A 22,078-nucleotide genomic window follows, 5' to 3' on the forward strand; every position below is an offset into this window, starting at 1 on the left:
ATGAAAAATCCCGCCCGGAGTGATCCTGGCGGGATTTTTATTTAGCGCAAAACGTGGAGCAAGCCGTTGAGTTGAGTTCTTGCGGTGTCACTCAGTGGAAATACCGGCAAGCGCGGATCGCCCACCTCAAGCCCGGTATCGCGCAACCCAGCCTTGATCGTCGCCGGCAAACCACCCTTGAGGATGAAATCCAGCAGCGGCAACTGGCGATAGAACAGCGCCCGCGCCTTTTCCAGATCACCCGCCAGTGCAGCCGCGTACAAGTCCAGGTTCAACTGCGGAATCAGGTTCGGCGCCGCCGTGCACCAGCCTTTCGCCCCGGCGGCGAAGGCTTCCAGCGCCAGCGGGTTGCAGCCGTTGTAGAACGGTACCTGACCTTCGCCAAGCAGTTGCAGCTTATGCATGCGCTGGATGTCGCCGGTGCTCTCCTTGACCATGGTCACGTTTTCCACGGCATTGACGATGCGCAGAATCAAGTCGACCGACATGTCGGTGCCGCTGGTGGCCGGGTTGTTGTAGAGCATGATCGGCACGCCGATGCTGTCGCCAATGGCGCGGTAGTGCGCGAGGATTTCCGCTTCAGTGAGCTTCCAGTACGACGTCGGCAGCACCATCACCACATCGGCGCCGTGAGCCTCGGCAAAACGCGCCCGACGCACAGCTTTGGCGGTGGTCAGGTCGGACACGCTGACGATGGTCGGCACGCGTTTGGCCACGTGTTTGATGCTGAACTCGGCAACCTGATCCCACTCGGCATCGCTCAGGTAAGCGCCTTCGCCGGTGCTGCCCAGCGGGGCGATGGCGTGGACGCCACTGTCGATCAAGCGATCGATCGATTGACCCAGCGCCGGCAAATCCAGCCCTTCGCCGTTGGCGCCGAACGGGGTGATGGTGTAGCCGATGATGCCGTGAATATTGGACATGGGGGTGTCTCCGTAAAAAGGTTTCAGTTCAGGCAATCGGCGTGTTGGCGCAGGTTCTGCCGGGCGTAATAGTTGAAAGCGGCGGCGTGGCGCTTGGGTTTCGACACCCAGTCATGCGCCTCGCGACCCAGCGCCGGAGTGATCGGTTTGATCGTCCCGGCCGCCATCGCCAGCAGTTGCAGCTTTGCCGCGCGTTCGATCAGTTGCGCGATGACACACGCTTCTTCAATCGTGCTGCCGCTCGACAGCTGACCATGGTGCGAAAGCAGGATCGCGCGTTTGTCGCCCAGTGCGCCGGCAATCAGTTCGCCTTCTTCATTGCCCACCGGCACACCTGGCCAGCCTTCAAGAAACGCGCAGTCGTCATACAGCGGGCACAGGTCCATGTGCGAAATCTCAAGCGGTACTTCCAGCATCGACAGCGCGGCAACGTGCGTCGGGTGTGTGTGGATGATGCAGTTCACATCGGGCCGGGCGCGATAAACCCAGCTGTGAAAACGGTTGGCCGGGTTGGCCATGCCGTGGCCTTCAAGGACTTCCAGGTCTTCGTTGACCAGCAGCAGGTTGCTCGCGGTGATTTCGTCGAAACCCAGGCCCAGTTGTTGAGTGTAATAGGTGCCCGGCTGCGGGCCACGGGCGGTGATTTGCCCGGCCAGGCCGGAGTCGTGACCGCTTTCGAACAGGATCCGGCAGGTCAGGGCCAGCTTTTGCCGGTCTGTCCACGTATTATCCGCCAGGGTGTTTTGCATCTGGGTCAGCGCATGCTTGACCAATTGCTCTTTGGGTAGTGCTAATGTCTTGGCCATGTCTGTGTCCTTTGGGTGATTGCAAATGACACGAAAGAGGCTATATGACACAAAGTGTCATTGGCAAGCACAAATCGTCGCTTCCTTGATGGAATAACCGCAGCGCATGTCTATCCGTTTGAAATTATTGAGAAAAAAACTTGGCGTAACCCTTGAGGCGCTGGCCGAAAAGTCCGGCATGACCAAGAGTTATCTGTCGAAAGTCGAGCGCGGGCTGAACACCCCGTCGATTGCTGCCGCGTTGAAACTCGCCAAGGCGCTGAATGTGAAAGTCGAGGAATTGTTCTCCGAAGACAACGTCAGCCTCGACAACTACAGCCTGGTACGCAGCCACGAGCGCCAGTCACTGGCGGCCAATGATCAGAGCCCGGGTTATGCGGTGCTGGCGCATCAGGTCAGCGAGCGCAACCTGCTGCCGTTCATCATCTACCCGCCGAGCGAGTTCACCGACAAGACCTTCAAAGAGCATTTGGGCGAAGAGTTTCTGTTCGTCCACGAAGGGCAGGTTGAAGTGGATTTCATGAACGAACGAGTGCTGCTGGAACGCGGGGATGCGTTGCACTTCAATGCGCAGAAACCGCATCGGATTCGCTCGGTGGGCGAGGTGCAGGCGCAGTTGCTGGTGGTGGTGCACAGCTCAGAAGAATGAACCGAAAATCAAAAGATCGCAGCCTGCGGCAGCTCCTACACAGATCAATGTAGGAGCTGCCGCAGGCTGCGATCTTTTGATCTTGCTTCAAACCTCGACCGGCACCGACAACTTCGGACTGCCCAGCGCATGCGTCTTCGCATCGAAAAACCGCAACTGCGCCCCCGTTCCCTCAAACACCTTCGCGTAGTGGCGCTTCTGATGCTGAATGAACGCCGCGCTGCGCGGATAAATCGAGATCGCCACAACCGCAGGCTTCGCCAGGCGCAATGCCCGCACGATGTGGTTGTCCTGCTCGCCCAAGGCATGGCCGAAGATGCACAGGCTGTCGCCATGGCCCAATAACTGCTCGTAACAGAACGACAGGTAATCCGAGCTGCGAATGGTCTTGAGCTTGTCGGCGCTCGGTCCTTCGGTGACGAACAGCGGCACGTCATCCAGCGTCTTGATCGTGTTGTTGATCGCAAAACTGCCGAGCAGCGTGCCCTCGGTCGAGGTCAGTTTGCGCGCGGTGCCATCCTGATTGCGTACCAGATGCAGGCCGCCGTGCAGGTACAGCACACGCGGTTTGGAGGTAGCGGTTTCGCTGATATCGAAACTCGCGTTGGCGCCATTGAACAGATCGTCGATGGCCTCGCTGCGATGCTGGATCGCCCAATAGTTGAGCAAGTCGTAATTGGTGGTGAACACCGTGCGATAGCGCGCCAGTTCTTCATTCAGCGTGGTCAGCGTTGAGGTTTGAACCAGCCGCCACGGAATGTGAATGGCGTGCACGGTGTTGATCAGCGCTTCCTTGATCGCGTAGTAACGGTTGCGCGGTGCGGCCGAGCTGACGGCCAACGCCTTGTTCACCCGGCTGGTGGTTTTCAGTGCGCTGAGGACCTGCTCGAAGCTGTGCGTCTGCATGGCGTCGAACACCGCCAGTTCCGACGCGCTCAGTGGCTTTTCTTCAACGGTGCGGGCGTTTTCGAACAGCGAGTCGTAACCGAAGTCGTCCCAAACGGCCCGGCTGGCGCCGTTACCCACCAACAAACCGTTGAAGTCGGTTGCGGCGCGCAGGGTGTTCCAGTCTTCGAGGGTGGCGTCGACATCCAGAAAATCGCTCATTACTTGGCACATCTCAAAACATAGGGGCTGATGGACGGCGACTTTATCACGAGCGGACATTGAGCCAGATCAACATACGCCGTGACCGATCGGTCGATCCTGTGTGTATCCGTCGGATCGCAGTTGTCGATTCGGCCCAGTCAGGAGAAACACGATGAGCAGCACCTTCTTCATTCCGGCGGTCAACATCATGGGCAATGGATGCCTCGACGAAGCCATGGTCGCGATCCGCAACTACGGTTTTCGCAAGGCGCTGATCGTCACCGATGTGGGGCTGGCCAAGGCTGGCGTGGCGGCCATGGTGGCCGAGAAACTGGCGATGCAGGACATCGATTCAGTGATTTTTGACGGTGCCAAACCGAACCCGAGCATCGCCAATGTCGAGTGCGGTCTGGGCCTGCTCAAGGAAAGTCACTGTGATTTCGTGGTGTCGCTGGGCGGCGGGTCGCCTCACGACTGCGCCAAGGGCATCGCACTGTGTGCGACCAATGGCGGGCAGATTCGCGATTACGAAGGCGTTGATCAATCGAGCAAGCCGCAACTGCCGCTGATCGCCATCAACACCACCGCCGGCACCGCCAGCGAGATGACCCGTTTCTGCATCATCACCGACGAATCGCGTCACGTGAAAATGGCCATCGTCGACCGCAACGTCACGCCGCTGTTGTCGGTCAACGATCCGGCGCTGATGGTCGCGATGCCGAAAAGCCTGACCGCCGCCACCGGCATGGATGCCCTGACCCACGCGATCGAAGCCTACGTCTCGACCGCCGCCAACCCGATCACTGATACCTGCGCGCTGAAGGCCATGACCCTGATCAGCAACAACCTGCGCCTGGCCGTGCGCGACGGCAGCGATCTCGCCGCACGGGAGAACATGGCCTACGCGCAGTTCCTCGCCGGCATGGCGTTCAACAATGCCTCGCTGGGCTACGTGCACGCGATGGCGCACCAGTTGGGCGGTTACTATGACTTGCCTCATGGTGTCTGCAACGCTGTGCTGCTGCCGCATGTGCAGACGTTCAATGCGCTGGTGTGTGCCGACCGGCTCACCGATGTCGCCCACGCCATGGGTGCCGATGTTCACGGTTTGAGCCCGGAAGAGGGCGCGCAGGCGGCGATCACTGCGATCCGTTGCCTGGCCAGAGATGTGGAAATTCCGGGCGGCTTGCGGGATCTGGGCGCGAAGCTTTCCGACATCCCGATCCTCGCCACCAACGCTTTGAAAGACGCTTGCGGGCTGACCAATCCACGCGCGGCGGATCAGCGGCAGATCGAGGAGATTTTCCGCAACGCGTTTTGAGTTCGGGCGAAGATCAACAGATCGCAGCCTTCGGCAGCTCCTACACCGGTCCCATGTAGGAGCTGCCGAAGGCTGCGATCTTTTGCTTTACTGCGGTGACAAAACCCTCACTGTCGAATCCCCCAACTGAATCAAAACCACCCCCGCAATCAGCAACACCGCGCCAAATACTCGCGTCAATGTCAGCTGTTTTTCCACCAACCCAAACAGCCCGAAGTGATCCAGCACCATCGAGGCAATGACCTGTCCGGCCAACGCCAGCGCGACAAATCCCGACGCACCGAGTCTGGGCAAAAGCATCACCGCCAGCGCCACAAAGCAAACGCCGAACGCGCCACCGGCCCATATCCACAAGGGCGCCTTGCTGATGAACGCCACTGACGGCAACGGCAAGCGCAACGCCAGAATCACCGGCAACAGCACCAACACACTCACCAGCAGCGAGGCCAATGTTGCCCACAACGGATGTCCCAGCCCTCGCGCCAGATTGCTATTGATCGCACTTTGAAACGGCACCACTGCGCCGGCGAAAGCGGCCAAGGCGAGCAAACCGGCCCACTGCAACGTACTCATGATCATCCTCCAACAGGTTTTGCTGGACTCTAGGCTATTCGCCGCGCAGATTTAAATTACGTTTTGTCATCAAGAACATGCACCAGATGAATGATCTGCGCCGTATCGACCTCAATCTGTTGGTGATCCTCGACGCATTGCTCAGCGAGCAACACGTCACCCGCGCCGCCGAGCGCCTGCACCTCAGCCAACCGGCGGTCAGCCATGCGCTGGCGCGATTGCGTGACTTGCTTGGTGACCCATTGCTGGTGCGCGCAGGTTCTGGCCTTGTGCCCACCGCGCGGGCCCTGGAGCTGGTCGCGCCATTGGCCGAAGCGCTGGCCCAGGTGCAGTCGCTGCTGGCTCCCAACACCTTTGATCCGGCGAGTGCGCGCCGCACCTTTCGCGTGGCGATGTCCGACTACGGCGCGGCGATCATCCTGCCCACGCTGATCCGCACCCTGCGCCGCGAAGCCCCGGGCATCGACTTGCAAATCAGCCACGCCAGTCGCGAAGGCATGCTGGAAGGGGTGCTCAACGGTGATATCGACGTGGCCGCCGGCGTGTTCCCGGAAATGCCCAACGAATTGCGCAGCACGCTGCTGTTTGAAGAGCGCTACGTGTGCCTGCTGGATCGCGCCAGTTTGCCTGCCGACGGCGTTCTGGACCTGCCGACCTACCTGTCCCGCCCGCATGTATTGCTGGAAATGCGTGGCAGCGGCACGCCGGAAATCGAACGCGCGTTAACGTCACTGCGTGAACGCCGTCGCGTAGCCATCAGCCTGCCGCACTGGAACGTCGCGCCACAGTTCATCAGCGGCACGGATCTGATTCTCACAGTGTCGTCGCGGGGGCTGCGGGATATTGATCCGCGCGAACTTGTCGTCGTGCCGCCGCCATTCGAGATTCCGCCGTTCACGTTTGTGCTGGCGTGGCATAAGCGCCGAGGCGGCGATCAGGCGTTGAATTGGTTGAATCGCAGGATTGAGGAGGGGATAGTGCGCGGCTGAAACGATATCAAGGAGCGGGAAGTGACAGTGAAGTCTGGATTGATCGGGTGTGTGGTGTTGGGCGGGTGGTTGATGGCGGGGCAGGTGTTTGCGGCTTGCACGCCGCCAGCGGTTGCGGGGGAGGATGTCTCTGCCTGCAAGGATTGGCCGGCCTACCCGGGGCTGACCATCAGCGCCTCGACGCGGTTTGAGCCCGGCACTACCGAAGCGCTAGGTACCCACGATCTGGACGTGTCCGTGTTGCAGGATGGCCAACCGACTCCGGTGGCGACTTATCACCAGGCCGCCGCTTTCGTAATGGATGGCGTCCACTTGAAGGATCTGACGCTCGACACGGCGCGCTACAAACTCGCTCCCGAACTTCGAGCCTTTGGTGTCCGCGCAAAGCTCGCTAACGGCTCTCGTCTCAATCCCGTGGAGGAATATCAACTGTCGCTCTACGTGAAGGAGGGCGAGACGTTACGTCCTGTCCTGCGTCAGTTGGTGGTTTATGAGTATGGCGGCGAGTGGGATGACAACTGCGCTGGACAGCGTTTTGAAATTTCAAGAACCGTCGATATCGCTAAAACGAGCTCCAACGGCTATGCAGATTTAATCGTCAATACCCAGGAAAAAGGCACGACAAGTGTGGTTGAAGGCGACGCTTGTGAAGACAAGACGACGGTACGCAAACCGGTTTTGACAACATTGCATTACGACGGAAAGACTTATGTCCTGCCGCCAGGTTTCAAGGGTCTTTGATTGACCTGCCACACACGACTCTTATCAAGGAAGAACCATGCTCACCCCCACCAGACTCCTTATCGCCCTCGGTATTCTGGCCATCACCGCCCAAGCCCAGGCCGCCTGCACCACCAAGGCCTTCGACGGTCAATCGATGTCACGCTGCATCGTCTGGCCAGCCTTTCCGACGCAGGCGATCGCGGTCAAGTCCACGTACCTGGCTGACGCTGGCGGCGACGATGCCGGGGTGTTCGATCTGGACCTGTCGATCGTCAACGCCAGCAATGCAAACCCCATCGCCACCTACCGCAAACCAGGCGCTTACAACTCCGATGCCGTGCGCTTCGATGACCTGCGCATTGACACCGGTCGCTACCGACTGGCGCCGAATGTTCGCGCGTTTGGTCTGCGCTCGAAGTTCGTGCACAGCTCCCATGCCATTCCCTACGAAAAAACCGATCTGGCGTTGTACGTCCGCGAAGGCAACAACCTGCGTCCGGTTCTGGAAGGCTTGGTGGTCTACAAAAACAACGGCGAATTCATGAGCGATTGCGAGGGCTATACCAATCAGGTCCGCAGGACTGTCGAGATCGGTCCATCAAGTCACCACGGTTTCGCCGATTTGATCATCACCACCAGCGCCAGCAAAATGAACGACGCCAAGTCGGGCAACGAGTGCGTTTCCAAAACCACTCACCTGAAGAAAACCCAAATCACGTTGACCTACGACGGCCAGCAATACGGCGTACCTGAAGATCTCAGAGGTTACTGAACCAATGCTCACCGGACTCAACCACCTGACCCTCGCCGTCAGCGATCTCAATCGCAGCCTGGCGTTTTACCGCGATGTGCTGCAGTTGCGGGTCGAGGCGACGTGGGACACCGGCGCTTATCTGTCGCTGCCGGGGTTGTGGTTGTGCCTTTCGCTTGATGCGAAGCGCAATGCCCAAGCGTGCGCCGACTACACCCATTACGCCTTCAGCCTCAGCGCGGCGAATTTCCCGGTTTTGGTACAGAGGCTAAAAGCGGCAAATGTTCAGGAATGGCGGGATAACCGCAGCGAAGGTGCTTCCTTCTACTTTCTCGATCCTGACGGCCATCAGCTCGAAGCCCACGTCGGCGATCTCGCTTCGCGGCTGGCGGCGTGTCGGCAAAAACCGTACGCTGGCATGCGTTTTTACGACGTGCCGTGATCAGACAGTTTTCGCTGATATAGACTGGCCGCCACGTATTCTCGCGTTTGCAGGTTACCCATGACTCCATCGTTGCTAATGGCCGTGCTGGCCTCGGGTTTCATTTACGGCATCACGCCCGGGCCGGGCGTGCTGGCGGTGTTCGGCATTGGCGCGGCGCATGGGCGGCGTGCCGGTGCAGGATTTCTTTGCGGGCATTTGCTGGGCGATGTGGTGTGGTGCAGCACCGCACTGATCGCGATTGTTGGCGCACGGGAAATCGGCAGCACCGCGTTTGATGTGCTTGGCGTACTGAGTGGCTTGTACCTGTTCTGGCTCGGTTGGCGTGCAGTGCGTGCGCAACGGCGCAGTGATGATCAACCCCAGGGCGCGGCGCGCAATCCCTTCTGGCACGGCATTTTGTTCGGGCTGACCAATCCCAAGGCCTATCCAGTAGCAGTGGCGACGTTTACCGCGCTGCTGTCGAGCCGCGCCGAGCTGCTCAACTGGTCGATGTTGCCAGCGCTGATCGCCCTGAGTTTCCTTGGTGGACTGCTCGCCTACGCGATTCTGATTGGCGTGGTTGGCGCGCAGCGAGTGCGCACGGTGTACCAGCGTCACGAACTGCTCATCACTCGGTTGTGCGGCGTGATGTTCATCGGTTTCGCCATCAATGCGCTACTGCATGCGTTGCCGGGATTGATGCCGAACAAGGCTTGATCTATGCAGCGCGGGGTTCACCGTTCGTCGCAGCGATGGCAATTTTTCTAAACCTTTGTCGGTAAGAAAATTCTCAATCTAGGCGGGCACCTGCTCGCTACGATCAATACCAAGAGGTAGAGAATCATGCCTAATTCAAGAAACTCGAACTCGGGAAACTTCGCCAACGATCGAACGAAGGCTTCTGAAGCTGGTCGCAAAGGTGGGAAAACCACCACAACGACGGTCGATAAAGAGCCTGCGAAAACAGAAACGGGCCGCAAGCCTGCTCAGAAATCGAAGTAGTCGGTGAAGGTAGTTTTGATTGAGAGGCGGGGGCGCAAGCTCCCGCTTGAATTCAGCAAGAAGGAGGGCGCGACCATGAGCCGGATGGCCACCCAGTTACGACGTTTAAGTTTTTTCACACTGTTGGGATTGTTCACCAGCAGTGCTTTTGCCCAGTCGCCTGCCGAATTCATCAACGATGCTTCCGCCAAAGGCATGGCCGACATCGAAGCCAGCCGTCTGGCGCATCAGAAGACCGAATCCAAAGAGGTCAAGGATTTCACCATCGTCGTTATCAACGACCGCACCACGGCCAATCAACATCTGGCGAAGATTGCGAAAAAACTCGACCTGCCCGTCGCGCCGCGTGAAGAAATGGCCGACAAGGCCAAAGAATTGATTCCTGAAGTGAAAGATGGCGCAACCTTCGATCAGGCGTACGCCGCCAGTCAGGTGAAAGCCACTGAAGAGGCAATCCAGCAGATTCAGCAGGAGGCGCAAACCACCACCGTGCCTGAGATCAAGGCCTTCGCCGATGAGACGTTGCCTAAGTTGCAGAATCATCTGCAGATGGCTCGGTCGCTGCAGGCTAGCCGCTGACCTGAACAAAAGATCAAAAGATTAAAAGATCGCAGCCTGCGGCAACTCCTACAGAGGATTTGTGTAGGAGCTGCCGCAGGCTGCGATCTTTAGAATTTTTGCATCAGCACTCATTCAAATCCTGCTTCGTCTTACCCTTGTCGCCCAACCCCTCAAGATTGAAAACCTCTCCCTCACCCAAACTGCGGTAGTGCTTGCGGAGCGCTTCCAACTGCTTCAGATCCAGCGCTTCGAGCCCCAACATCGCGTTTTGTGCTTCCTTGTTTACCCGCAGCAACTCATCAAGTTTCAAATGCAGAATGTCGGTGTCGCGGTTCTGGGTGTTCTGGATCAGGAACACCATCAGGAACGTGATGATCGTCGTCGAGGTATTGATGATCAGTTGCCAGGTGTCGTTGTAACCGAAAATCGGCCCACTCATTCCCCACAACCCAATCAGGATCAACGCCCCCATGAACGTCTTGGGACTGCCGGCCCACAGGGCAAGCTTCTGGGAAATCTTCGCGAATTTCATAGCCGTAATCCTTGTTGTTGGGTGCCTGAAATTCAGACACTGACGGCTTGATGAAAATTCTACTTACAAATCCAGGAAACCTGCGCGACGTTGGTAGGGGAGCCAGTTTTAGCTGGTAACGGTATCGTGGCAGCACTCGCTTTTTGCCATGACAGGAGAACGCAATGAGTTGGTCCGCCAAACAGTACGTCGCTTTCGAAGATGAACGCACCCGCCCGGCACGCGATCTGCTGGCGGCGATTCCTACGGCTGAAGCACGATCGGTGGTCGATATCGGTTGCGGTCCGGGTAACTCGACCGAGTTGCTGGTGCAGCGTTTTGCTGGGGCGACAGTCAGCGGGCTGGACAGCTCGGCGGACATGATCGCTGCCGCACGCAAGCGCTTGCCGCAGTTGCAGTTCGATGTCGCCGAGATTGATCGATGGGCCGATGAAGGCCCTTTCGATGTGATCTTTGCCAATGCGGTATTGCAATGGGTACCCGATCACGCGGCGTTGCTGCCGGCGCTGGCGGGCAAGCTTGCGCAGGGTGGCAGTCTGGCAATCCAGATGCCGGACAATCTCAATGAACCCTCCCACCGCTTGATGCGTGAAGTCGCGGCGAATGGCCCGTGGGCAAGCAAACTCGCTGACGCTGCCGGACAGCGTACGGACATGGCGAGCGCCAACGAGTACTTTTCGATGCTGCGACCGCACTGCGCGCGGGTCGATGTGTGGCGGACCACGTATCACCATCAGTTGTCGGATGGCGCTGCGGGGGTGGTTGAGTGGTTCAAGGGCAGTGGGCTGATTCCGTTTCTGAGTCCGTTGACTGAAAGCGAGCGGACGCAGTATCTGGAGCGGTATCTGGCTGAGGTTGAGAAGGCTTATCCGGCGTTGGCGGATGGCTCGGTGCTGTTGCCGTTTCCGCGGTTGTTTATGGTGGCCACGCGCTGAGGGCAGATACGATTTGTGGTGAGGGGATAAATCCCCTCGCCACAATTATTCCGTTTGCGCAGTCCTAGCGCTGCACCGCCACCAGCATCATCATCGGCCGCTCCCGCTCTTCCGCCAGCGCGGGTTGCGCCGCTACTTCTTCATCGCTCGGGCCCCATTCGTTAACGTGGCGAATGGTGAAACCGGCATCGATCAGCGAGTTGAGCAATGTGCCGACGGTGCGGTGCTGCTTGATCACACCTTCTGCCAGCCAATTCGTCACCCGTTCTCCTTCAATCTGATAACTGTCCAGCGGCCAGCGCTTGCGACCTTCACTGTCGATCAGCCAGCCGGGATTGCGCGGTGCCATGAATATCGGGTGTTCGATGGAAAACACAAAATGCGAACCCGGTTTCAGCGCTGTGTAGAGGTGGGCAAACAGTCCTGGCAGATCCTTGATGTAGTGCAACGCCAGCGAGCTGTAGGCCAAGTCGAAACTGCACGCGGGCAAGTCGAGCTGTTCCAGGTCGGCGCGTTCGTAGCGGATGTTTGCCACCGAAGTGGTGTCGCGTGCCCGCTGCAGCATTTTCTCCGAGACGTCCAGCCCCAGCACATTGTGCGCGCCTTGTTCGCTGGCCCAACGGCTGAACCAGCCATAGCCGCAGCCCAGATCCACCACGTGCAAACCGTGCATGGAGGGCAGCAATACCTTGAGCGCAGGCCATTCCGGCGCGGCATCGAGGCCGCCGATGGAGCGGTTCATCTGGCTGTAGCCCTGGAAGAACCCAGGGTCGTCGTAAATGTTTTGAGTCATGGCTCAAGTGCTCTTTTGAGTTAGGTTGTCAGCGGCAAACGGACCGCAGTGGGTTCCCTCGAAAGTGATGACGCGTATTCGTCGATGGCCGCGCAGGGGGAGGGTGGTGGTAAATCTGATGCTCCGCGGATATCAACCCTGCTGCAATACCTTCAAAGCCGCCGAAGCCAGAAACCCCGAACGACTCTTCTCCTCCGGGTGATGCAAAACATATTCATCAATGCGGTTGAGCAAATGTCCAGGCAGCGTGATGTTGAGTTTCTGGGCTTTACCCAAATACTTCACGACATCAATATCCACCACTGCCCACGCGCATCCGGCGAACTTCGGATTGGCCACATGGAGCCCCAACTTACTGGCAGCCGGAATCGGCGCACCGTCCTCGGCCAGAATCTCGAAATGCCCCTCGATGGCTTCGCGAGCCATGGCAACGGCATCATCCAGATCGTCGCCAGCCGAAAAGCAGCCGGGAATGTCCGGCACTTCCACGCCCCACGCGTGTTCTTCATCACCTATTGAAATCGCAATCGGATAGAGCATATTCGTTGATCTCCATGGTTGCTGACTGAGCCAATCAAAGCAGCGCTTGCTTCAAAATACTGATGGCCGTTTTCTTCAGCAGATCTTTCGTCGGATGCGGCACCGTGACCAGTCCAGGCTTGGTCGGATGCTTGAAGTGATGGTGACTGCCTCTGACTCTCACTAAATACCAACCGTCTGCGACAAGTTGACCTATTAAAAACGGCTATTCACAACACCTCCCTGTGGCGTGCGTGGTGGGTACTATACCTACCGATGATCCGCGGGCAACAATGTAATAACCGAGCGGTCATCCGTTGTTAATCAGCTCAGTGGTTTGAAGCAGTCTAGATAGGGAGGCAAGGGAGGCATGGAGAGTGTGTTGCAGGCTTTTGCGTTGTTCCAAATGTCAGATGTAAACCTTTTTTCGGGCACAAAAAAACCGGCCATCAAGGCCGGTTTTTTCTGTTCCTGCATCCCCCGTCAAACCACAACGTGAGACCAAAATTGAGTGGAGCGGGTAGAGGGAATCGAACCCTCGTCGGAAGCTTGGGAAGCTACTGTTCTACCATTAAACTATACCCGCTCAGAGCGGCTGACTTTGTACCAGACTCGGCCACGGATTTGAAGTTTTTCTTTCTGCGCACGGCATTACAGCACTGAATCGGTCGATCGCGAGCAAGCACTGCGGGGTGGTAAACAAAACACTCAGCCCGGCAGTCTTGCTCGCGATGACGCGCTTTCAAATGGCCAATGCATGTTGATCCTGTACAAACGAGTAACGCGTTCGGCTCGCCTGCGGTGCCGGTTTCAAAAAGCCCAGCAAGGCGTTCTGGCTGTCGCGGCACGCAGCTTTGTGCTCCATGTCGAGAAAGTGCCCGGTGGCTTGCACGGTGCTGAAGGTGCTCTGTGCCACGTGGTTGCCGAACAGGCGCGCATCCTCGGCGGCGGTGTATTCGTCCCATTCGCCGTTGAGAAACAGCACCGGCACGTTGATTTTCTTCGCCGCGTCTAAATAGCACTGACGATCGCTGTGCAGCACGTCGCTGATGTGGAAGTGCATCTGCCCGTATTCGTGCTCCGCCAGGCTGCTGACGTGGCGATAGTTGAAGCGTTTGAACAGTGACGGCAGGTGTTTGCCGATAGTGCTGTTGACCAGATGCCCGACTCGATCACCGTCACGCTGGCCGAGGTAATCGACGCCGCGCTCCAGGTAATCAAGCATGTGCGCGTTGATCACCGGCGAAAACGAGCTGATCACCGCTTTTTCGATGCGCCGTGGCTGGTTTGCAAGGGCAACCAGAGTCGCGGCGCCGCCCCAGGAGAACGACAGCACGTGTTCGGCGGCGAAGTGGTCGATCAGCTCCAGCAGAATTTGCCCTTCAACGTCCTTTGTCAGATGTTTCTCGTGGCGGTTGTGGGCTTTTGACCGGCCCGCGTAGGGCTGGTCGTAGCAGACCACGTTGAATTGCGGGTGCAGGTTTTTCACAGTCTGTGCAAACGACGCAGTCGTGGCCATCGAGCCGTTGACCAGAATGATGGTCTTTTCTGCGGCGTCTGCGCGATAGAACTCCGTGTAAACCCGATACTGACCCTGTATATCCAGCACAGCGATTTCTGGCCTCATGTCATAAGACTCCTGGCAAGCAAGCGGGTATGCGCGCAAATAGACATTGCACGAGCTTTGTGACAGGTAGGCATACGCCTGGAATTTGCTTGGCCCATGTCGATCCATGACTGCGGTCGACGGGTATTGTTATTGGCGGGCAGTCTGCCGGCTGAGGCGCAGCCCTGGGGGCTGACGACCGGCAAAAAGTTTCTTAGAAGTATGGTGTGACTCGTCGGTCACATTTCGTCCGACGTCCTGATTCAAGCAGGGGGAGCAGGATCGCGCAAGTGCCATTGGCAAATTGTTCGACAACTTCTGCTGAGCGGTCACAGGCTTAGAACAAATGAATCTCTTCGGTGCGCAAAGCGCGGTACTCGCCCGGTTTTAGCGCGTCATCGAGCCGCAGCGGGCCCATGGATTCGCGGTGCAGACGCAGCACTTTGTTGTTGAAAAAGCCAAACATGCGCTTCACCTGATGGTAGCGGCCCTCGACGATGCTCAGGCGTGCCGAGTGTGATCCGAGGAGCTCCAGCTGCGCAGGTTGCGTGGTCAGGTTTTCGAAGGCGAAGTAGATGCCCTCGGCAAACTTGCTCGCATATTGCGCGCCGATTTCCTGCTCGGTCTCGACGTAATAGACCTTTGGCAATTTGGTTTGCGGCTGGGTCAGGCGGCGCGACCAGGCGCCGTCGTTGGTGATCAGCATCAGCCCGGTGGTGTTGAAGTCCAGGCGTCCGGCGATGTGCAGCTCGTCTTTGTCCGGTTCATTGATCAGGTCTAGCACGGTCGGATGTTGCGGATCGCGAGTGGCGCTGACGCAGCCCGGTGGCTTGTGCAGCATGAAGTAGCGCGCCGGTTTGCCGAGTTGCAGCACTTCGCCATCGACTTCGACGCAACTGAATTCCAGTACCTCTGAATGCGGGTCACTGACGACTTTTCCGTCAACGCGCACGCGCTTTTCCACCAGCAACAGGCGAACCTGCTGACGGTTGTAGCGGGGCAGATTGCTGAGGAAACGGTCGACGCGCATGTTCAGGTTTCAACGAATCAGGGGGCACGCATCTTACGGGATCGGCTGACCGGCCGCTTGCAGTTGCGCCTCGACCTGCGCGCATCGCGGGCACAGGCAGGATTTGTCGCGCAGTGCTGGTGGCAAGGCCTGGAGCACCGCCGGATCAATGCTCACGCCGTAGCACCAGCAGGCGCGATCGGCGGTGCGCGGGTCAGCCAGGCTGCAATTGTTGCGGGCGCCGCAGGCCGGGCAGAGGTCGGGTTTAACGTCAGATTCAGGCATAGGTCGAGTGAGGCATTTCCACGCAGGTGCGGTTGCGGCCGTTTTGACTGGCCCGGTACAGCGCATGATCGGCCCGCGACGGCAGACTGTGCAAGGTGCCATTTACATAGAAATTGCGCCGATCCTTGTAGGAGTGAGCCTGCTCGCGATCGCGGTGTGACAGTCACCAGGATGTGACTGATAAACCGCGATCGCGAGCAGGCTCACTCCTACAAGGGGAAGGGGTCAGGCCAGGGTTTTCAGGTACGCCCGCCAGCCACCCAAATGGCTGATATCCAAGGCACCTTCCAAACCATACGGCTCACAGATAAAACCGCTTTCCCAACGACCATCCGCCAGTTGCACTTTGCCCAACCCGAGCGGTGCGGGAATCCCGGTGAGGAACGAGCCCAGCTCGCTGCTCGGCAAGTCCCAGACTTCCACCGCGATCGCCACGCCGCCAGCCTTCACCCGAACCATGCCTGGACGCAACGGCGGGCCGCCGGCCAAGGCGTGCAGTTGATAGTCCGCAGAGCTGAATGTCGTCTCGAGCAACCGCCCGCCACGCTGAGTAAGTTGCCAGTTCAACGCCAACCCTTGCAGATGTGCGCCGCACACGACGATTCGCGCACGGTCATGGCGCGCGACATTGGCGGGTGTTGGCAACATTGAATCTTGCTGACGCTGCAATGCGTCCGCCACGCTCAGCAGATACTGATCGGTAAACGCCCGGCCAAAAAGGGTCACACCCCACGGCAAACCGTTGCTCATGAATGCGCTCGGCACGGCGACGGCAGCGTAATCGAGCAAGTTCATGAAGTTGGTGTAGTAACCCAGTTCGGAATTGCGCAGCACCGGTTCGGCGTCCAGTTCGGCCAGCGTCACGGGGCGGCCGATGGTCGGCGTCAGCACGCAGTCGAGGTTTTCGAGCGCCTGGTCACACAGGGCTTTAAGGGCTTGCAACCGGTATTGCGCGCGGAACGTTTGCACGCCAGTGACTGCCGGGGCTTTCGCCAGCACAGCGCGGATCACCGGCAGCACCGCTTCAGGCTGCTGCTCCATCAGTTCTCCGGCAACGCTGTAACGCTCGGCAACCCACGGCCCGTCATACAGCAGGCGCGCAGCTTCGAGAAACGGAGACAAATCCAGTTCGACTGCTTCTCCCCCCAACGCTTGCAGCCGTTCAATGACGTCGCCGAACAGTCGCGGGCCTTCTTCGCAGCCGAAAAATTCCAGGTCCTGCGCGCGCGGTACGCCGAAACGAAACGGTCGTGGCGCACCGAATGCCGAGCCGTCATTCCAGGACGGATTGCGGCGACTGTATTCGTCGCGCGGATCAAGTCTGGCGGTCAACGCCAGCAACTGACTGGCCTCGCGTGCCGTCGCCGTAAACGTGGTGACGCAGTCCAGCGTGCGGCACGCCGGCAGCACACCGGCCGTGGAGATAAGTCCTTTGCTGGCCTTTAACCCGACCAGATTGTTGAGCGCCGCCGGTACCCGACCGGAGCCGGCCGTGTCGGTGCCCAAGGCAAAACTCGCCACGCCCAACGCCACCGCCAGTGACGACCCGGCGCTGGAACCGCCGGACGGATATTCCGGCAACACGCTGTTGGGGCATGCGCCGCAAGGTGAGCGGCTGCCGTTGAGGCCGGTGGCGAACTGGTCGAGGTTGGTCTTGCCCAGCGGAATCGCGCCCAACGCCAACAGTTGCTCGACGATGGTCGCCGAGCGTTCCGCCACGTAGGCGAACGCCGGGCACGCAGCGGTGGTGGCAATGCCCGCCAGATCGATGTTGTCCTTGATCGCAAACGGCACACCAAACAACGGCAAAGCTTCAAGATCGCGACCATCGAGGGCGGCCAGATAAGGCTCCAGCTCTTCGAGGCTGAGCAGGTGGATGAACAGGTGATAGTCGGGATTCAGCGCGGCGGCTTTTTCGCGCAGCAGCGGCAGCAGTTTGCGCGGCGTGGTGTCGCCATTGCGGTAGGCCTGGCGCAGAACATCGAGTTGCAGATTCATGAATTTATCCTTTTCGAAATAGGTTTCAGTCGAGTTCCAGCACCACGACCCGCTGTCCGGCGCGCACCGCCGATCCGGGCTGCACACGAATCTCGCGCACCACGCCGGCCATCGGCGCGAGGACTGGGATTTCCATCTTCATCGACTCCAGAATCACCAGCACATCGCCCGCTTGCACGCGGCTGCCGGCTTCGACTTGCACCTGCCAGAGGTTGCCGGCGATGTGGCTGTCGACGCTTTGCTGACCGTTGGCCAGGGGCGCGTCTTCGGTGGATTCGGGTATGGCTTCTTCACTGTCGAAATGCGCCTGACCGCTGGCGATCCAGCGTTCGCGCTCGGCGTTGAATGCGCCCTGTTGCTGGCGTCGAAACGCGCCAATGCTCTCGGCTTCGTGATTGAGAAAAGCCTGGTAGTCGGCGAGGTTGAGTTGGCTGTGTTCGATGTTCAGATCGAACCGCCCGAGGGGAAAGTCGCGGCGGATGCGCAGCAGTTCTTCGGCGCTCACCGGGTAGAAGCGAATCTGGTCGAAAAAGCGCAACAGCCACGGTTTGCCATCGAATGCCGCGACCTCGCGATAGCGATTCCACATCTGCAAGGTGCGCCCGACGAACTGGTAGCCGCCGGGGCCTTCCATGCCGTAGACACACATATAGGCGCCGCCGATGCCCACCGAGTTTTCGGCGGTCCAGGTGCGCGCCGGGTTGTATTTGGTGGTGACCAATCGGTGACGCGGATCAAGCGGTGTGGCTACCGGTGCGCCGAGGTAAACGTCGCCAAGACCCATCACCAGGTAACTCGCATCGAACACCGTGCGTTGCACTTCGTCGAGGTTGGGCAGGTCGTTGATGCGGCGAATGAACTCCAGATTGCTCGGGCACCACGGCGCGTCCTTGCGCACGGTGGTCATGTATTTTTCGATGGCCAACTGGCAGGCCGGATCATCCCAGGACAATGGCAGATGCACGATGCGTGACGGCACTTGCAGGTCTTGGGCGGCGCACACCGCATCCCACTCGCCAGCGACAATGCCGAGCAGATCGGCCAGCGGCAATTGCTCAGGCTGGTAGTGCACTTGCAGCGAGCGGATGCCGGGCGTGAGGTCGATCACGCCCGCCAGGGCTTTGCTTTCCAGCGCCTGCATGAGGGCGTGGGCACGAAAGCGCAGGACGAGGTCGAGCTCGGGTGCGCCGATTTCCAGCAACAGATGCGTGTCGCCGGATACGCGCCCAACGAGATGCATATCGCCCTGACCCAACTCCAGAACCACAGGCGACAAAAGTCCTTGTGGGAGCTGGCTTGCCAGCGATGAAGTTGATGCGGTGTCTGGACGGCCCCCATCGCTGGCAAGCCAGCTCCCACAGGTATCCCATTGGCAGGCGAGATCGCGGGCGGTCTTGAGGTCGACCGGGATGAACTGGATTTTATCGCCAGCCTTGAGCTGTCCCAGTTGCCACAAATCCGCTTCGATGACCGTCACCGGGCACACAAACCCGCCGAGACTCGGGCCGTCGGGGCCGAGGATTACTGGCATGTCACCGGTAAAATCCACCGCGCCGATGGCATACGGATTGTCGTGAATGTTCGACGGATGCAACCCGGCCTCGCCACCGTCGGCGCGCACCCATTCGGGCTTGGGCCCGATCAACCGCACGCCGGTACGGCTGGAGTTGAAATGCACTTCCCACTGGGTCGCAAAGAAGGTGCCGATGTAGTGTTCGGTGAAGTATTCCGGCGCCCCGTGCGGGCCATAGATCACGCGAATCTGGCGTACTGTCGGTAACTCGCTGACATGATGTTCGGCAAGTTGTTGCCCAGCGCTGCGATCAGCCAACGCGGGCACGTGCAACACGTCACCGGCGCGCAATGCTCGACCGGCATGCCCGCCGAACTGGCCGAGGGTGAAGGTGCTTTTGCTGCCCAGGTAATCCGGTACCTGCACGCCGCCGCGCAGGCACAGATAACTGCGCGCCCCGGCGCCGCTGATGATGCCAAGGGTCAACGTCGTGCCGGCCGGAATCAGCAATGCGGTGTTCATCGGCACCGTTTCACCATCGAGCGTCAGGGCAATCGGCGCGCCGGTCACCGCCACAACGGCATCGCAGTTGAATCGCAGCAACGGCCCGCTCATGGTGATTTCCAGCGCCGCCGCCCCATCGGCATTGCCCAGCAGACGATTGCCCAGACGCAACGCGCGGCTGTCCATCGGCCCCGATGGCGGCACGCCGACCGCCCAGTAACCGAGGCGGCCGGGGTAGTCCTGCACGCTGGTTTGCGTGCCGGCGCTGAGCACTTCGAAAGTGTTGGCGCGATACACCAGACCTTCGAGACACCGGGTCCACGGCTCACCACTGGCGAACGGCGTGTCCATCAGAATTTGCCGCAAATAGTCGCGGTTGGTTTCCACGCCGTACAACACACTGGCGCCCAGCGCTTGATGCAGTTCGGTGCGCGCCTGTTCGCGGCTCGGTGCCCAGGTGATGACCTTGGCGATCATCGGATCGAAGTACGGCGGGATCTCGCATCCAGCCTCGACCCAAGTGTCGATGCGAAGTTGAATCCCGTTGGCCGGCGCGAATTCCACGGCGGTCAGCAAGCCCGGACTCGGCTGAAAATCACGCCCCGGATCTTCTGCATACAGGCGTGCCTGAATCGCGTGGCCCTCGGGTTTGAGCTCGCGAAACAACTCGGCCAACGGTGGAAGATCGCCCGCCGCCAGTTCGACCATCCAGCGCACCAGATCGACGCCCCACACCTGCTCGGTGACGCCGTGTTCCACCTGCAATCGCGTGTTCACTTCAAGAAAGTAAAAACGCTGCGCCTCGCTATCGAAGACAAATTCGACGGTGCCGGCGCTGCGGTAATTCACCGCTTTGGCCAGTTTGATTGCGGCGACGCACAGCTCATCCGCCATGCCGGCCGGCAGATTGGGCGCTGGGGTTTCTTCGAGAACTTTCTGGTTGCGCCGCTGCACCGAGCAGTCACGCACGCCGAGGGCGATGACCTCACCGTGACCGTCACCGAACACCTGCACTTCCAGATGTCGAGCGCGCTGAATGTACTTCTCGATGAACACGCCAGCGTCACTGAAATTGTTCTGGCCGAGGCGTTTGACCGCTTCGAACGACTCACTCAGTTCGCTGGCGTTGCGGCACACGCGCATGCCGATACCGCCTCCGCCGGCGGTGCTTTTGAGCATCACCGGGTAACCGACCTGTTCACAGGCGATCAGTGCGGCGTCGAGGCTGTCGAGCAGTTCGCTGCCTTCGAGCATCGGCACGCCGTGCTGTTTGGCCAGAGCGCGGGCCGTGTGCTTGAGGCCGAACACCCGCAGTTGCTCCGGTGTCGGGCCGATGAAGGCGATGCCTTGTGCTGCGCAGGCTTCGGCGAACGCAGCGTTTTCCGAGAGGAAACCGTAGCCGGGATGAATCGCCGTGGCGCCGCTGGCTTTGGCAATTGCGAGGATTTTATCGACCGCCAGATAAGTGCCGGCCGCCGCACCTTCGCCGAGGCTGTGCGCTTCATCGGCCTGGAGGATATGCAGGCTGGCGGCATCGGCTTCGGAATACACGGCCACACCCTTGACCTGCAGTTGCGCGAGGGTACGCAGGATCCGGCAGGCGATGGCGCCACGGTTGGCGATGAGGATTTTTTCGAACATGGCTTGTCCCCTGGAGCCGCCCGAATGCGCTGGCTCGACTGGGAGGCGGGCCGTCCCGCCGTTTGTAAAAGGTCCTCGGGCCGTCCCGAATGACTGAATTGCACCCGTCCCCTGTAGGAGTTGCCGAAGGCTGCGATCTTTTGATTTTGCAGATGAAGATCAAGATCAAAAGATCGCAACCTGCGGCAGCTCCTACAAGGGCGCGGTTATTTGATGCACTGCCCGGATCGGGCCTGACACAAGGCAAACAACCACCGCCGCAACCGGCGCATTTTCAGTTCCATACCAGTAGCTCCGCAGGTGTCGGGTTGTAGGCGTTGCACGGGTTGTTCAGTTGCGGGCAGTTGGAGATCAGCACGATCACGTCCATCTCGGCGCGCAGGTCGACGTATTTGCCCGGTGCAGAAATCCCGTCTTCAAAGGTCAGCCCGCCGTCGGCCGTCACCGGCACATTCATGAAGAAATTGATGTTCGGGCCGATGTCGCTTTTGCCCAGCCGACCGTCGTGGACACAGGCGCGCAGGTAGTTGTCGCGGCAGCTGTGCATGTAGCGTTTTTCCAGGGCGTAGCGCACGGTGTTGCTCTCTTGCGCGCAGGCACCGCCGAGGGTGTCGTGACGCCCGCAGGTGTCGGCAACAATGGTCAGCATCGGCTTGCCGAGATTGGAAAACAGCACGCTGCCGGTGCTCAGGTACACGCTGTTCTGCCGGCGCAAAGTGCGTTGCACGTCGTAGCGTTCCCTGGGATTGGCGACGCTGTAGAACAAGGTGTCGACGGCCTGATTGCCCTCAAGATCGAGGATGCGCAGGGTCTGGCCAGCCTTGACCTCCATCAACCACGGCTCACCGGCAGGGATGGTGGCCCGGTAGACGGCGCTGTCGGGATGTCGGTTTTGTGCAGCTGTAGCAGGGGCGATGGCAAGTGACATGGCA

At 59.5% G+C, this 22,078-nt stretch carries 24 protein-coding genes and 1 tRNA gene; 10 read left to right on the forward strand and 15 right to left on the reverse strand.

All coding sequences use genetic code 11. The annotated features are described in order from the left end of the window. Positions 1-41 precede the first annotated feature (41 nt). Positions 42-923, reverse strand: coding sequence for a dihydrodipicolinate synthase family protein (locus ACA061_RS06360; RefSeq protein ID WP_210700961.1), 882 nt, complete (start codon positions 921-923; stop codon positions 42-44). 23 nt (positions 924-946) lie between these two features. Further along, entirely contained in the window at positions 947-1,729 is a 783-nt protein-coding gene (locus ACA061_RS06365) for an aldolase (RefSeq protein WP_210700960.1), read from the reverse strand. 106 nt (positions 1,730-1,835) lie between these two features. On the opposite strand from ACA061_RS06365, the gene ACA061_RS06370 reads away from it, so the two are divergent. Next, a complete protein-coding gene (locus ACA061_RS06370; protein ID WP_150603081.1) occupies positions 1,836-2,378 on the forward strand; it encodes a helix-turn-helix domain-containing protein in 543 nt (180 codons plus the stop codon). Between the two features lie 87 nt (positions 2,379-2,465). On the opposite strand, the gene ACA061_RS06375 is transcribed toward ACA061_RS06370, so the two are convergent. Then, positions 2,466-3,485, reverse strand: coding sequence for a DUF4917 family protein (locus ACA061_RS06375; RefSeq protein ID WP_497300852.1), 1,020 nt, complete (start codon positions 3,483-3,485; stop codon positions 2,466-2,468). A gap of 154 nt (positions 3,486-3,639) precedes the next feature. On the opposite strand from ACA061_RS06375, the gene yiaY reads away from it, so the two are divergent. After that, a complete protein-coding gene (yiaY, locus tag ACA061_RS06380; protein ID WP_210553783.1) occupies positions 3,640-4,788 on the forward strand; it encodes an L-threonine dehydrogenase in 1,149 nt (382 codons plus the stop codon). 87 nt (positions 4,789-4,875) lie between these two features. Here yiaY and ACA061_RS06385 read toward each other — a convergent pair whose 3' ends face one another. Then, positions 4,876-5,361, reverse strand: coding sequence for a DMT family transporter (locus tag ACA061_RS06385; RefSeq protein ID WP_210700958.1), 486 nt, complete (start codon positions 5,359-5,361; stop codon positions 4,876-4,878). A gap of 77 nt (positions 5,362-5,438) precedes the next feature. Between ACA061_RS06385 and ACA061_RS06390 the strand changes: the two genes are divergently transcribed. From ACA061_RS06390 to ACA061_RS06420, 7 genes are all read left to right on the forward strand, one after another. Next, entirely contained in the window at positions 5,439-6,350 is a 912-nt protein-coding gene (locus tag ACA061_RS06390) for a LysR substrate-binding domain-containing protein (protein WP_497300854.1), read from the forward strand. Positions 6,351-6,371: 21 nt separating this feature from the next. After that, positions 6,372-7,091, forward strand: a complete 720-nt coding sequence (locus ACA061_RS06395) for a PA3715 family protein (RefSeq protein WP_497300856.1) — start codon at positions 6,372-6,374, stop codon at positions 7,089-7,091. 37 nt (positions 7,092-7,128) lie between these two features. After that, positions 7,129-7,845, forward strand: coding sequence for a PA3715 family protein (locus ACA061_RS06400; protein ID WP_497300858.1), 717 nt, complete (start codon positions 7,129-7,131; stop codon positions 7,843-7,845). 4 nt (positions 7,846-7,849) lie between these two features. Then, the gene (gene fos, locus ACA061_RS06405) at positions 7,850-8,266 is read left to right on the forward strand and encodes a fosfomycin resistance glutathione transferase (protein ID WP_497300860.1); all 417 of its coding nucleotides are present in this window, start codon (positions 7,850-7,852) and stop codon (positions 8,264-8,266) included. A gap of 60 nt (positions 8,267-8,326) precedes the next feature. Continuing rightward, positions 8,327-8,965, forward strand: coding sequence for a LysE family translocator (locus ACA061_RS06410; RefSeq protein ID WP_047300057.1), 639 nt, complete (start codon positions 8,327-8,329; stop codon positions 8,963-8,965). Between the two features lie 126 nt (positions 8,966-9,091). After that, positions 9,092-9,250: a KGG domain-containing protein gene (locus ACA061_RS06415; RefSeq protein WP_080762009.1), complete on the forward strand. Its 159-nt coding sequence runs from the start codon at positions 9,092-9,094 to the stop codon at positions 9,248-9,250. Between the two features lie 75 nt (positions 9,251-9,325). Then, on the forward strand, positions 9,326-9,829 hold the full coding sequence (locus ACA061_RS06420; protein ID WP_210553777.1) for a DUF4142 domain-containing protein: 504 nt from the start codon (positions 9,326-9,328) through the stop codon (positions 9,827-9,829). A gap of 103 nt (positions 9,830-9,932) precedes the next feature. Here the strand turns inward: ACA061_RS06420 and ACA061_RS06425 are convergent, their stop codons facing one another. Continuing rightward, positions 9,933-10,343 (reverse strand): low affinity iron permease family protein, encoded by a 411-nt coding sequence (locus ACA061_RS06425; protein WP_150617642.1) that lies wholly within the window; start codon positions 10,341-10,343, stop codon positions 9,933-9,935. A gap of 164 nt (positions 10,344-10,507) precedes the next feature. Here ACA061_RS06425 and tam point away from each other — a divergent pair, with 164 nt between their 5' ends. Next, positions 10,508-11,278: a trans-aconitate 2-methyltransferase gene (tam, locus tag ACA061_RS06430; protein ID WP_497300863.1), complete on the forward strand. Its 771-nt coding sequence runs from the start codon at positions 10,508-10,510 to the stop codon at positions 11,276-11,278. Between the two features lie 64 nt (positions 11,279-11,342). Here tam and ACA061_RS06435 read toward each other — a convergent pair whose 3' ends face one another. From ACA061_RS06435 to ACA061_RS06480, 10 genes are all read right to left on the reverse strand, one after another. Further along, entirely contained in the window at positions 11,343-12,071 is a 729-nt protein-coding gene (locus tag ACA061_RS06435) for a class I SAM-dependent methyltransferase (protein WP_497300865.1), read from the reverse strand. A 132-nt stretch (positions 12,072-12,203) separates the two neighbouring features. Next, on the reverse strand, positions 12,204-12,611 hold the full coding sequence (locus tag ACA061_RS06440) for a type II toxin-antitoxin system HicB family antitoxin (protein WP_150617645.1): 408 nt from the start codon (positions 12,609-12,611) through the stop codon (positions 12,204-12,206). A 34-nt stretch (positions 12,612-12,645) separates the two neighbouring features. Continuing rightward, positions 12,646-12,807, reverse strand: a complete 162-nt coding sequence (locus tag ACA061_RS06445) for a type II toxin-antitoxin system HicA family toxin (protein ID WP_210553912.1) — start codon at positions 12,805-12,807, stop codon at positions 12,646-12,648. 295 nt (positions 12,808-13,102) lie between these two features. Beyond that, positions 13,103-13,176: transfer RNA gene (locus ACA061_RS06450), tRNA-Gly, on the reverse strand. Between the two features lie 156 nt (positions 13,177-13,332). Then, complete coding sequence (locus ACA061_RS06455) at positions 13,333-14,217, reverse strand: alpha/beta fold hydrolase (RefSeq protein WP_210553773.1); 885 nt, start codon at positions 14,215-14,217, stop codon at positions 13,333-13,335. Positions 14,218-14,533: 316 nt separating this feature from the next. After that, positions 14,534-15,226, reverse strand: a complete 693-nt coding sequence (locus ACA061_RS06460; protein WP_497300867.1) for a pseudouridine synthase — start codon at positions 15,224-15,226, stop codon at positions 14,534-14,536. 33 nt (positions 15,227-15,259) lie between these two features. Then, positions 15,260-15,490 (reverse strand): cysteine-rich CWC family protein, encoded by a 231-nt coding sequence (locus tag ACA061_RS06465; RefSeq protein ID WP_497300869.1) that lies wholly within the window; start codon positions 15,488-15,490, stop codon positions 15,260-15,262. A gap of 225 nt (positions 15,491-15,715) precedes the next feature. Continuing rightward, positions 15,716-17,488, reverse strand: coding sequence for an allophanate hydrolase (gene atzF / locus ACA061_RS06470; protein WP_497300871.1), 1,773 nt, complete (start codon positions 17,486-17,488; stop codon positions 15,716-15,718). 25 nt (positions 17,489-17,513) lie between these two features. Beyond that, complete coding sequence (uca, locus tag ACA061_RS06475; RefSeq protein WP_497300873.1) at positions 17,514-21,146, reverse strand: urea carboxylase; 3,633 nt, start codon at positions 21,144-21,146, stop codon at positions 17,514-17,516. Positions 21,147-21,420: 274 nt separating this feature from the next. Beyond that, entirely contained in the window at positions 21,421-22,074 is a 654-nt protein-coding gene (locus tag ACA061_RS06480) for an urea amidolyase associated protein UAAP2 (protein ID WP_150603057.1), read from the reverse strand. Between the last annotated feature and the right edge of the window lie 4 nt (positions 22,075-22,078).

This window comes from Pseudomonas sp. LBUM1668 (assembly GCF_059695715.1).

What these genes read in the sequence shown, in the direction of transcription:
- ACA061_RS06370 (WP_150603081.1), top strand. Translation starts at nt 1,836, where the DNA reads ATGTCTATCCGTTTGAAATTATTGAGAAAAAAACTTGGCGTAACCCTT.
- ACA061_RS06460 (WP_497300867.1), bottom strand. Translation starts at nt 15,226, where the DNA reads ATGCGCGTCGACCGTTTCCTCAGCAATCTGCCCCGCTACAACCGTCAG.
- ACA061_RS06425 (WP_150617642.1), bottom strand. Translation starts at nt 10,343, where the DNA reads ATGAAATTCGCGAAGATTTCCCAGAAGCTTGCCCTGTGGGCCGGCAGT.
- ACA061_RS06480 (WP_150603057.1), bottom strand. Translation starts at nt 22,074, where the DNA reads ATGTCACTTGCCATCGCCCCTGCTACAGCTGCACAAAACCGACATCCC.
- ACA061_RS06365 (WP_210700960.1), bottom strand. Translation starts at nt 1,729, where the DNA reads ATGGCCAAGACATTAGCACTACCCAAAGAGCAATTGGTCAAGCATGCG.
- tam (WP_497300863.1), top strand. Translation starts at nt 10,508, where the DNA reads ATGAGTTGGTCCGCCAAACAGTACGTCGCTTTCGAAGATGAACGCACC.
- uca (WP_497300873.1), bottom strand. Translation starts at nt 21,146, where the DNA reads ATGTTCGAAAAAATCCTCATCGCCAACCGTGGCGCCATCGCCTGCCGG.
- ACA061_RS06420 (WP_210553777.1), top strand. Translation starts at nt 9,326, where the DNA reads ATGAGCCGGATGGCCACCCAGTTACGACGTTTAAGTTTTTTCACACTG.
- ACA061_RS06440 (WP_150617645.1), bottom strand. Translation starts at nt 12,611, where the DNA reads ATGCTCTATCCGATTGCGATTTCAATAGGTGATGAAGAACACGCGTGG.
- ACA061_RS06385 (WP_210700958.1), bottom strand. Translation starts at nt 5,361, where the DNA reads ATGAGTACGTTGCAGTGGGCCGGTTTGCTCGCCTTGGCCGCTTTCGCC.
- ACA061_RS06390 (WP_497300854.1), top strand. Translation starts at nt 5,439, where the DNA reads ATGCACCAGATGAATGATCTGCGCCGTATCGACCTCAATCTGTTGGTG.
- atzF (WP_497300871.1), bottom strand. Translation starts at nt 17,488, where the DNA reads ATGAATCTGCAACTCGATGTTCTGCGCCAGGCCTACCGCAATGGCGAC.
- ACA061_RS06400 (WP_497300858.1), top strand. Translation starts at nt 7,129, where the DNA reads ATGCTCACCCCCACCAGACTCCTTATCGCCCTCGGTATTCTGGCCATC.
- ACA061_RS06415 (WP_080762009.1), top strand. Translation starts at nt 9,092, where the DNA reads ATGCCTAATTCAAGAAACTCGAACTCGGGAAACTTCGCCAACGATCGA.
- ACA061_RS06465 (WP_497300869.1), bottom strand. Translation starts at nt 15,490, where the DNA reads ATGCCTGAATCTGACGTTAAACCCGACCTCTGCCCGGCCTGCGGCGCC.
- yiaY (WP_210553783.1), top strand. Translation starts at nt 3,640, where the DNA reads ATGAGCAGCACCTTCTTCATTCCGGCGGTCAACATCATGGGCAATGGA.
- fos (WP_497300860.1), top strand. Translation starts at nt 7,850, where the DNA reads ATGCTCACCGGACTCAACCACCTGACCCTCGCCGTCAGCGATCTCAAT.
- ACA061_RS06375 (WP_497300852.1), bottom strand. Translation starts at nt 3,485, where the DNA reads ATGAGCGATTTTCTGGATGTCGACGCCACCCTCGAAGACTGGAACACC.
- ACA061_RS06360 (WP_210700961.1), bottom strand. Translation starts at nt 923, where the DNA reads ATGTCCAATATTCACGGCATCATCGGCTACACCATCACCCCGTTCGGC.
- ACA061_RS06410 (WP_047300057.1), top strand. Translation starts at nt 8,327, where the DNA reads ATGACTCCATCGTTGCTAATGGCCGTGCTGGCCTCGGGTTTCATTTAC.
- ACA061_RS06435 (WP_497300865.1), bottom strand. Translation starts at nt 12,071, where the DNA reads ATGACTCAAAACATTTACGACGACCCTGGGTTCTTCCAGGGCTACAGC.
- ACA061_RS06455 (WP_210553773.1), bottom strand. Translation starts at nt 14,217, where the DNA reads ATGAGGCCAGAAATCGCTGTGCTGGATATACAGGGTCAGTATCGGGTT.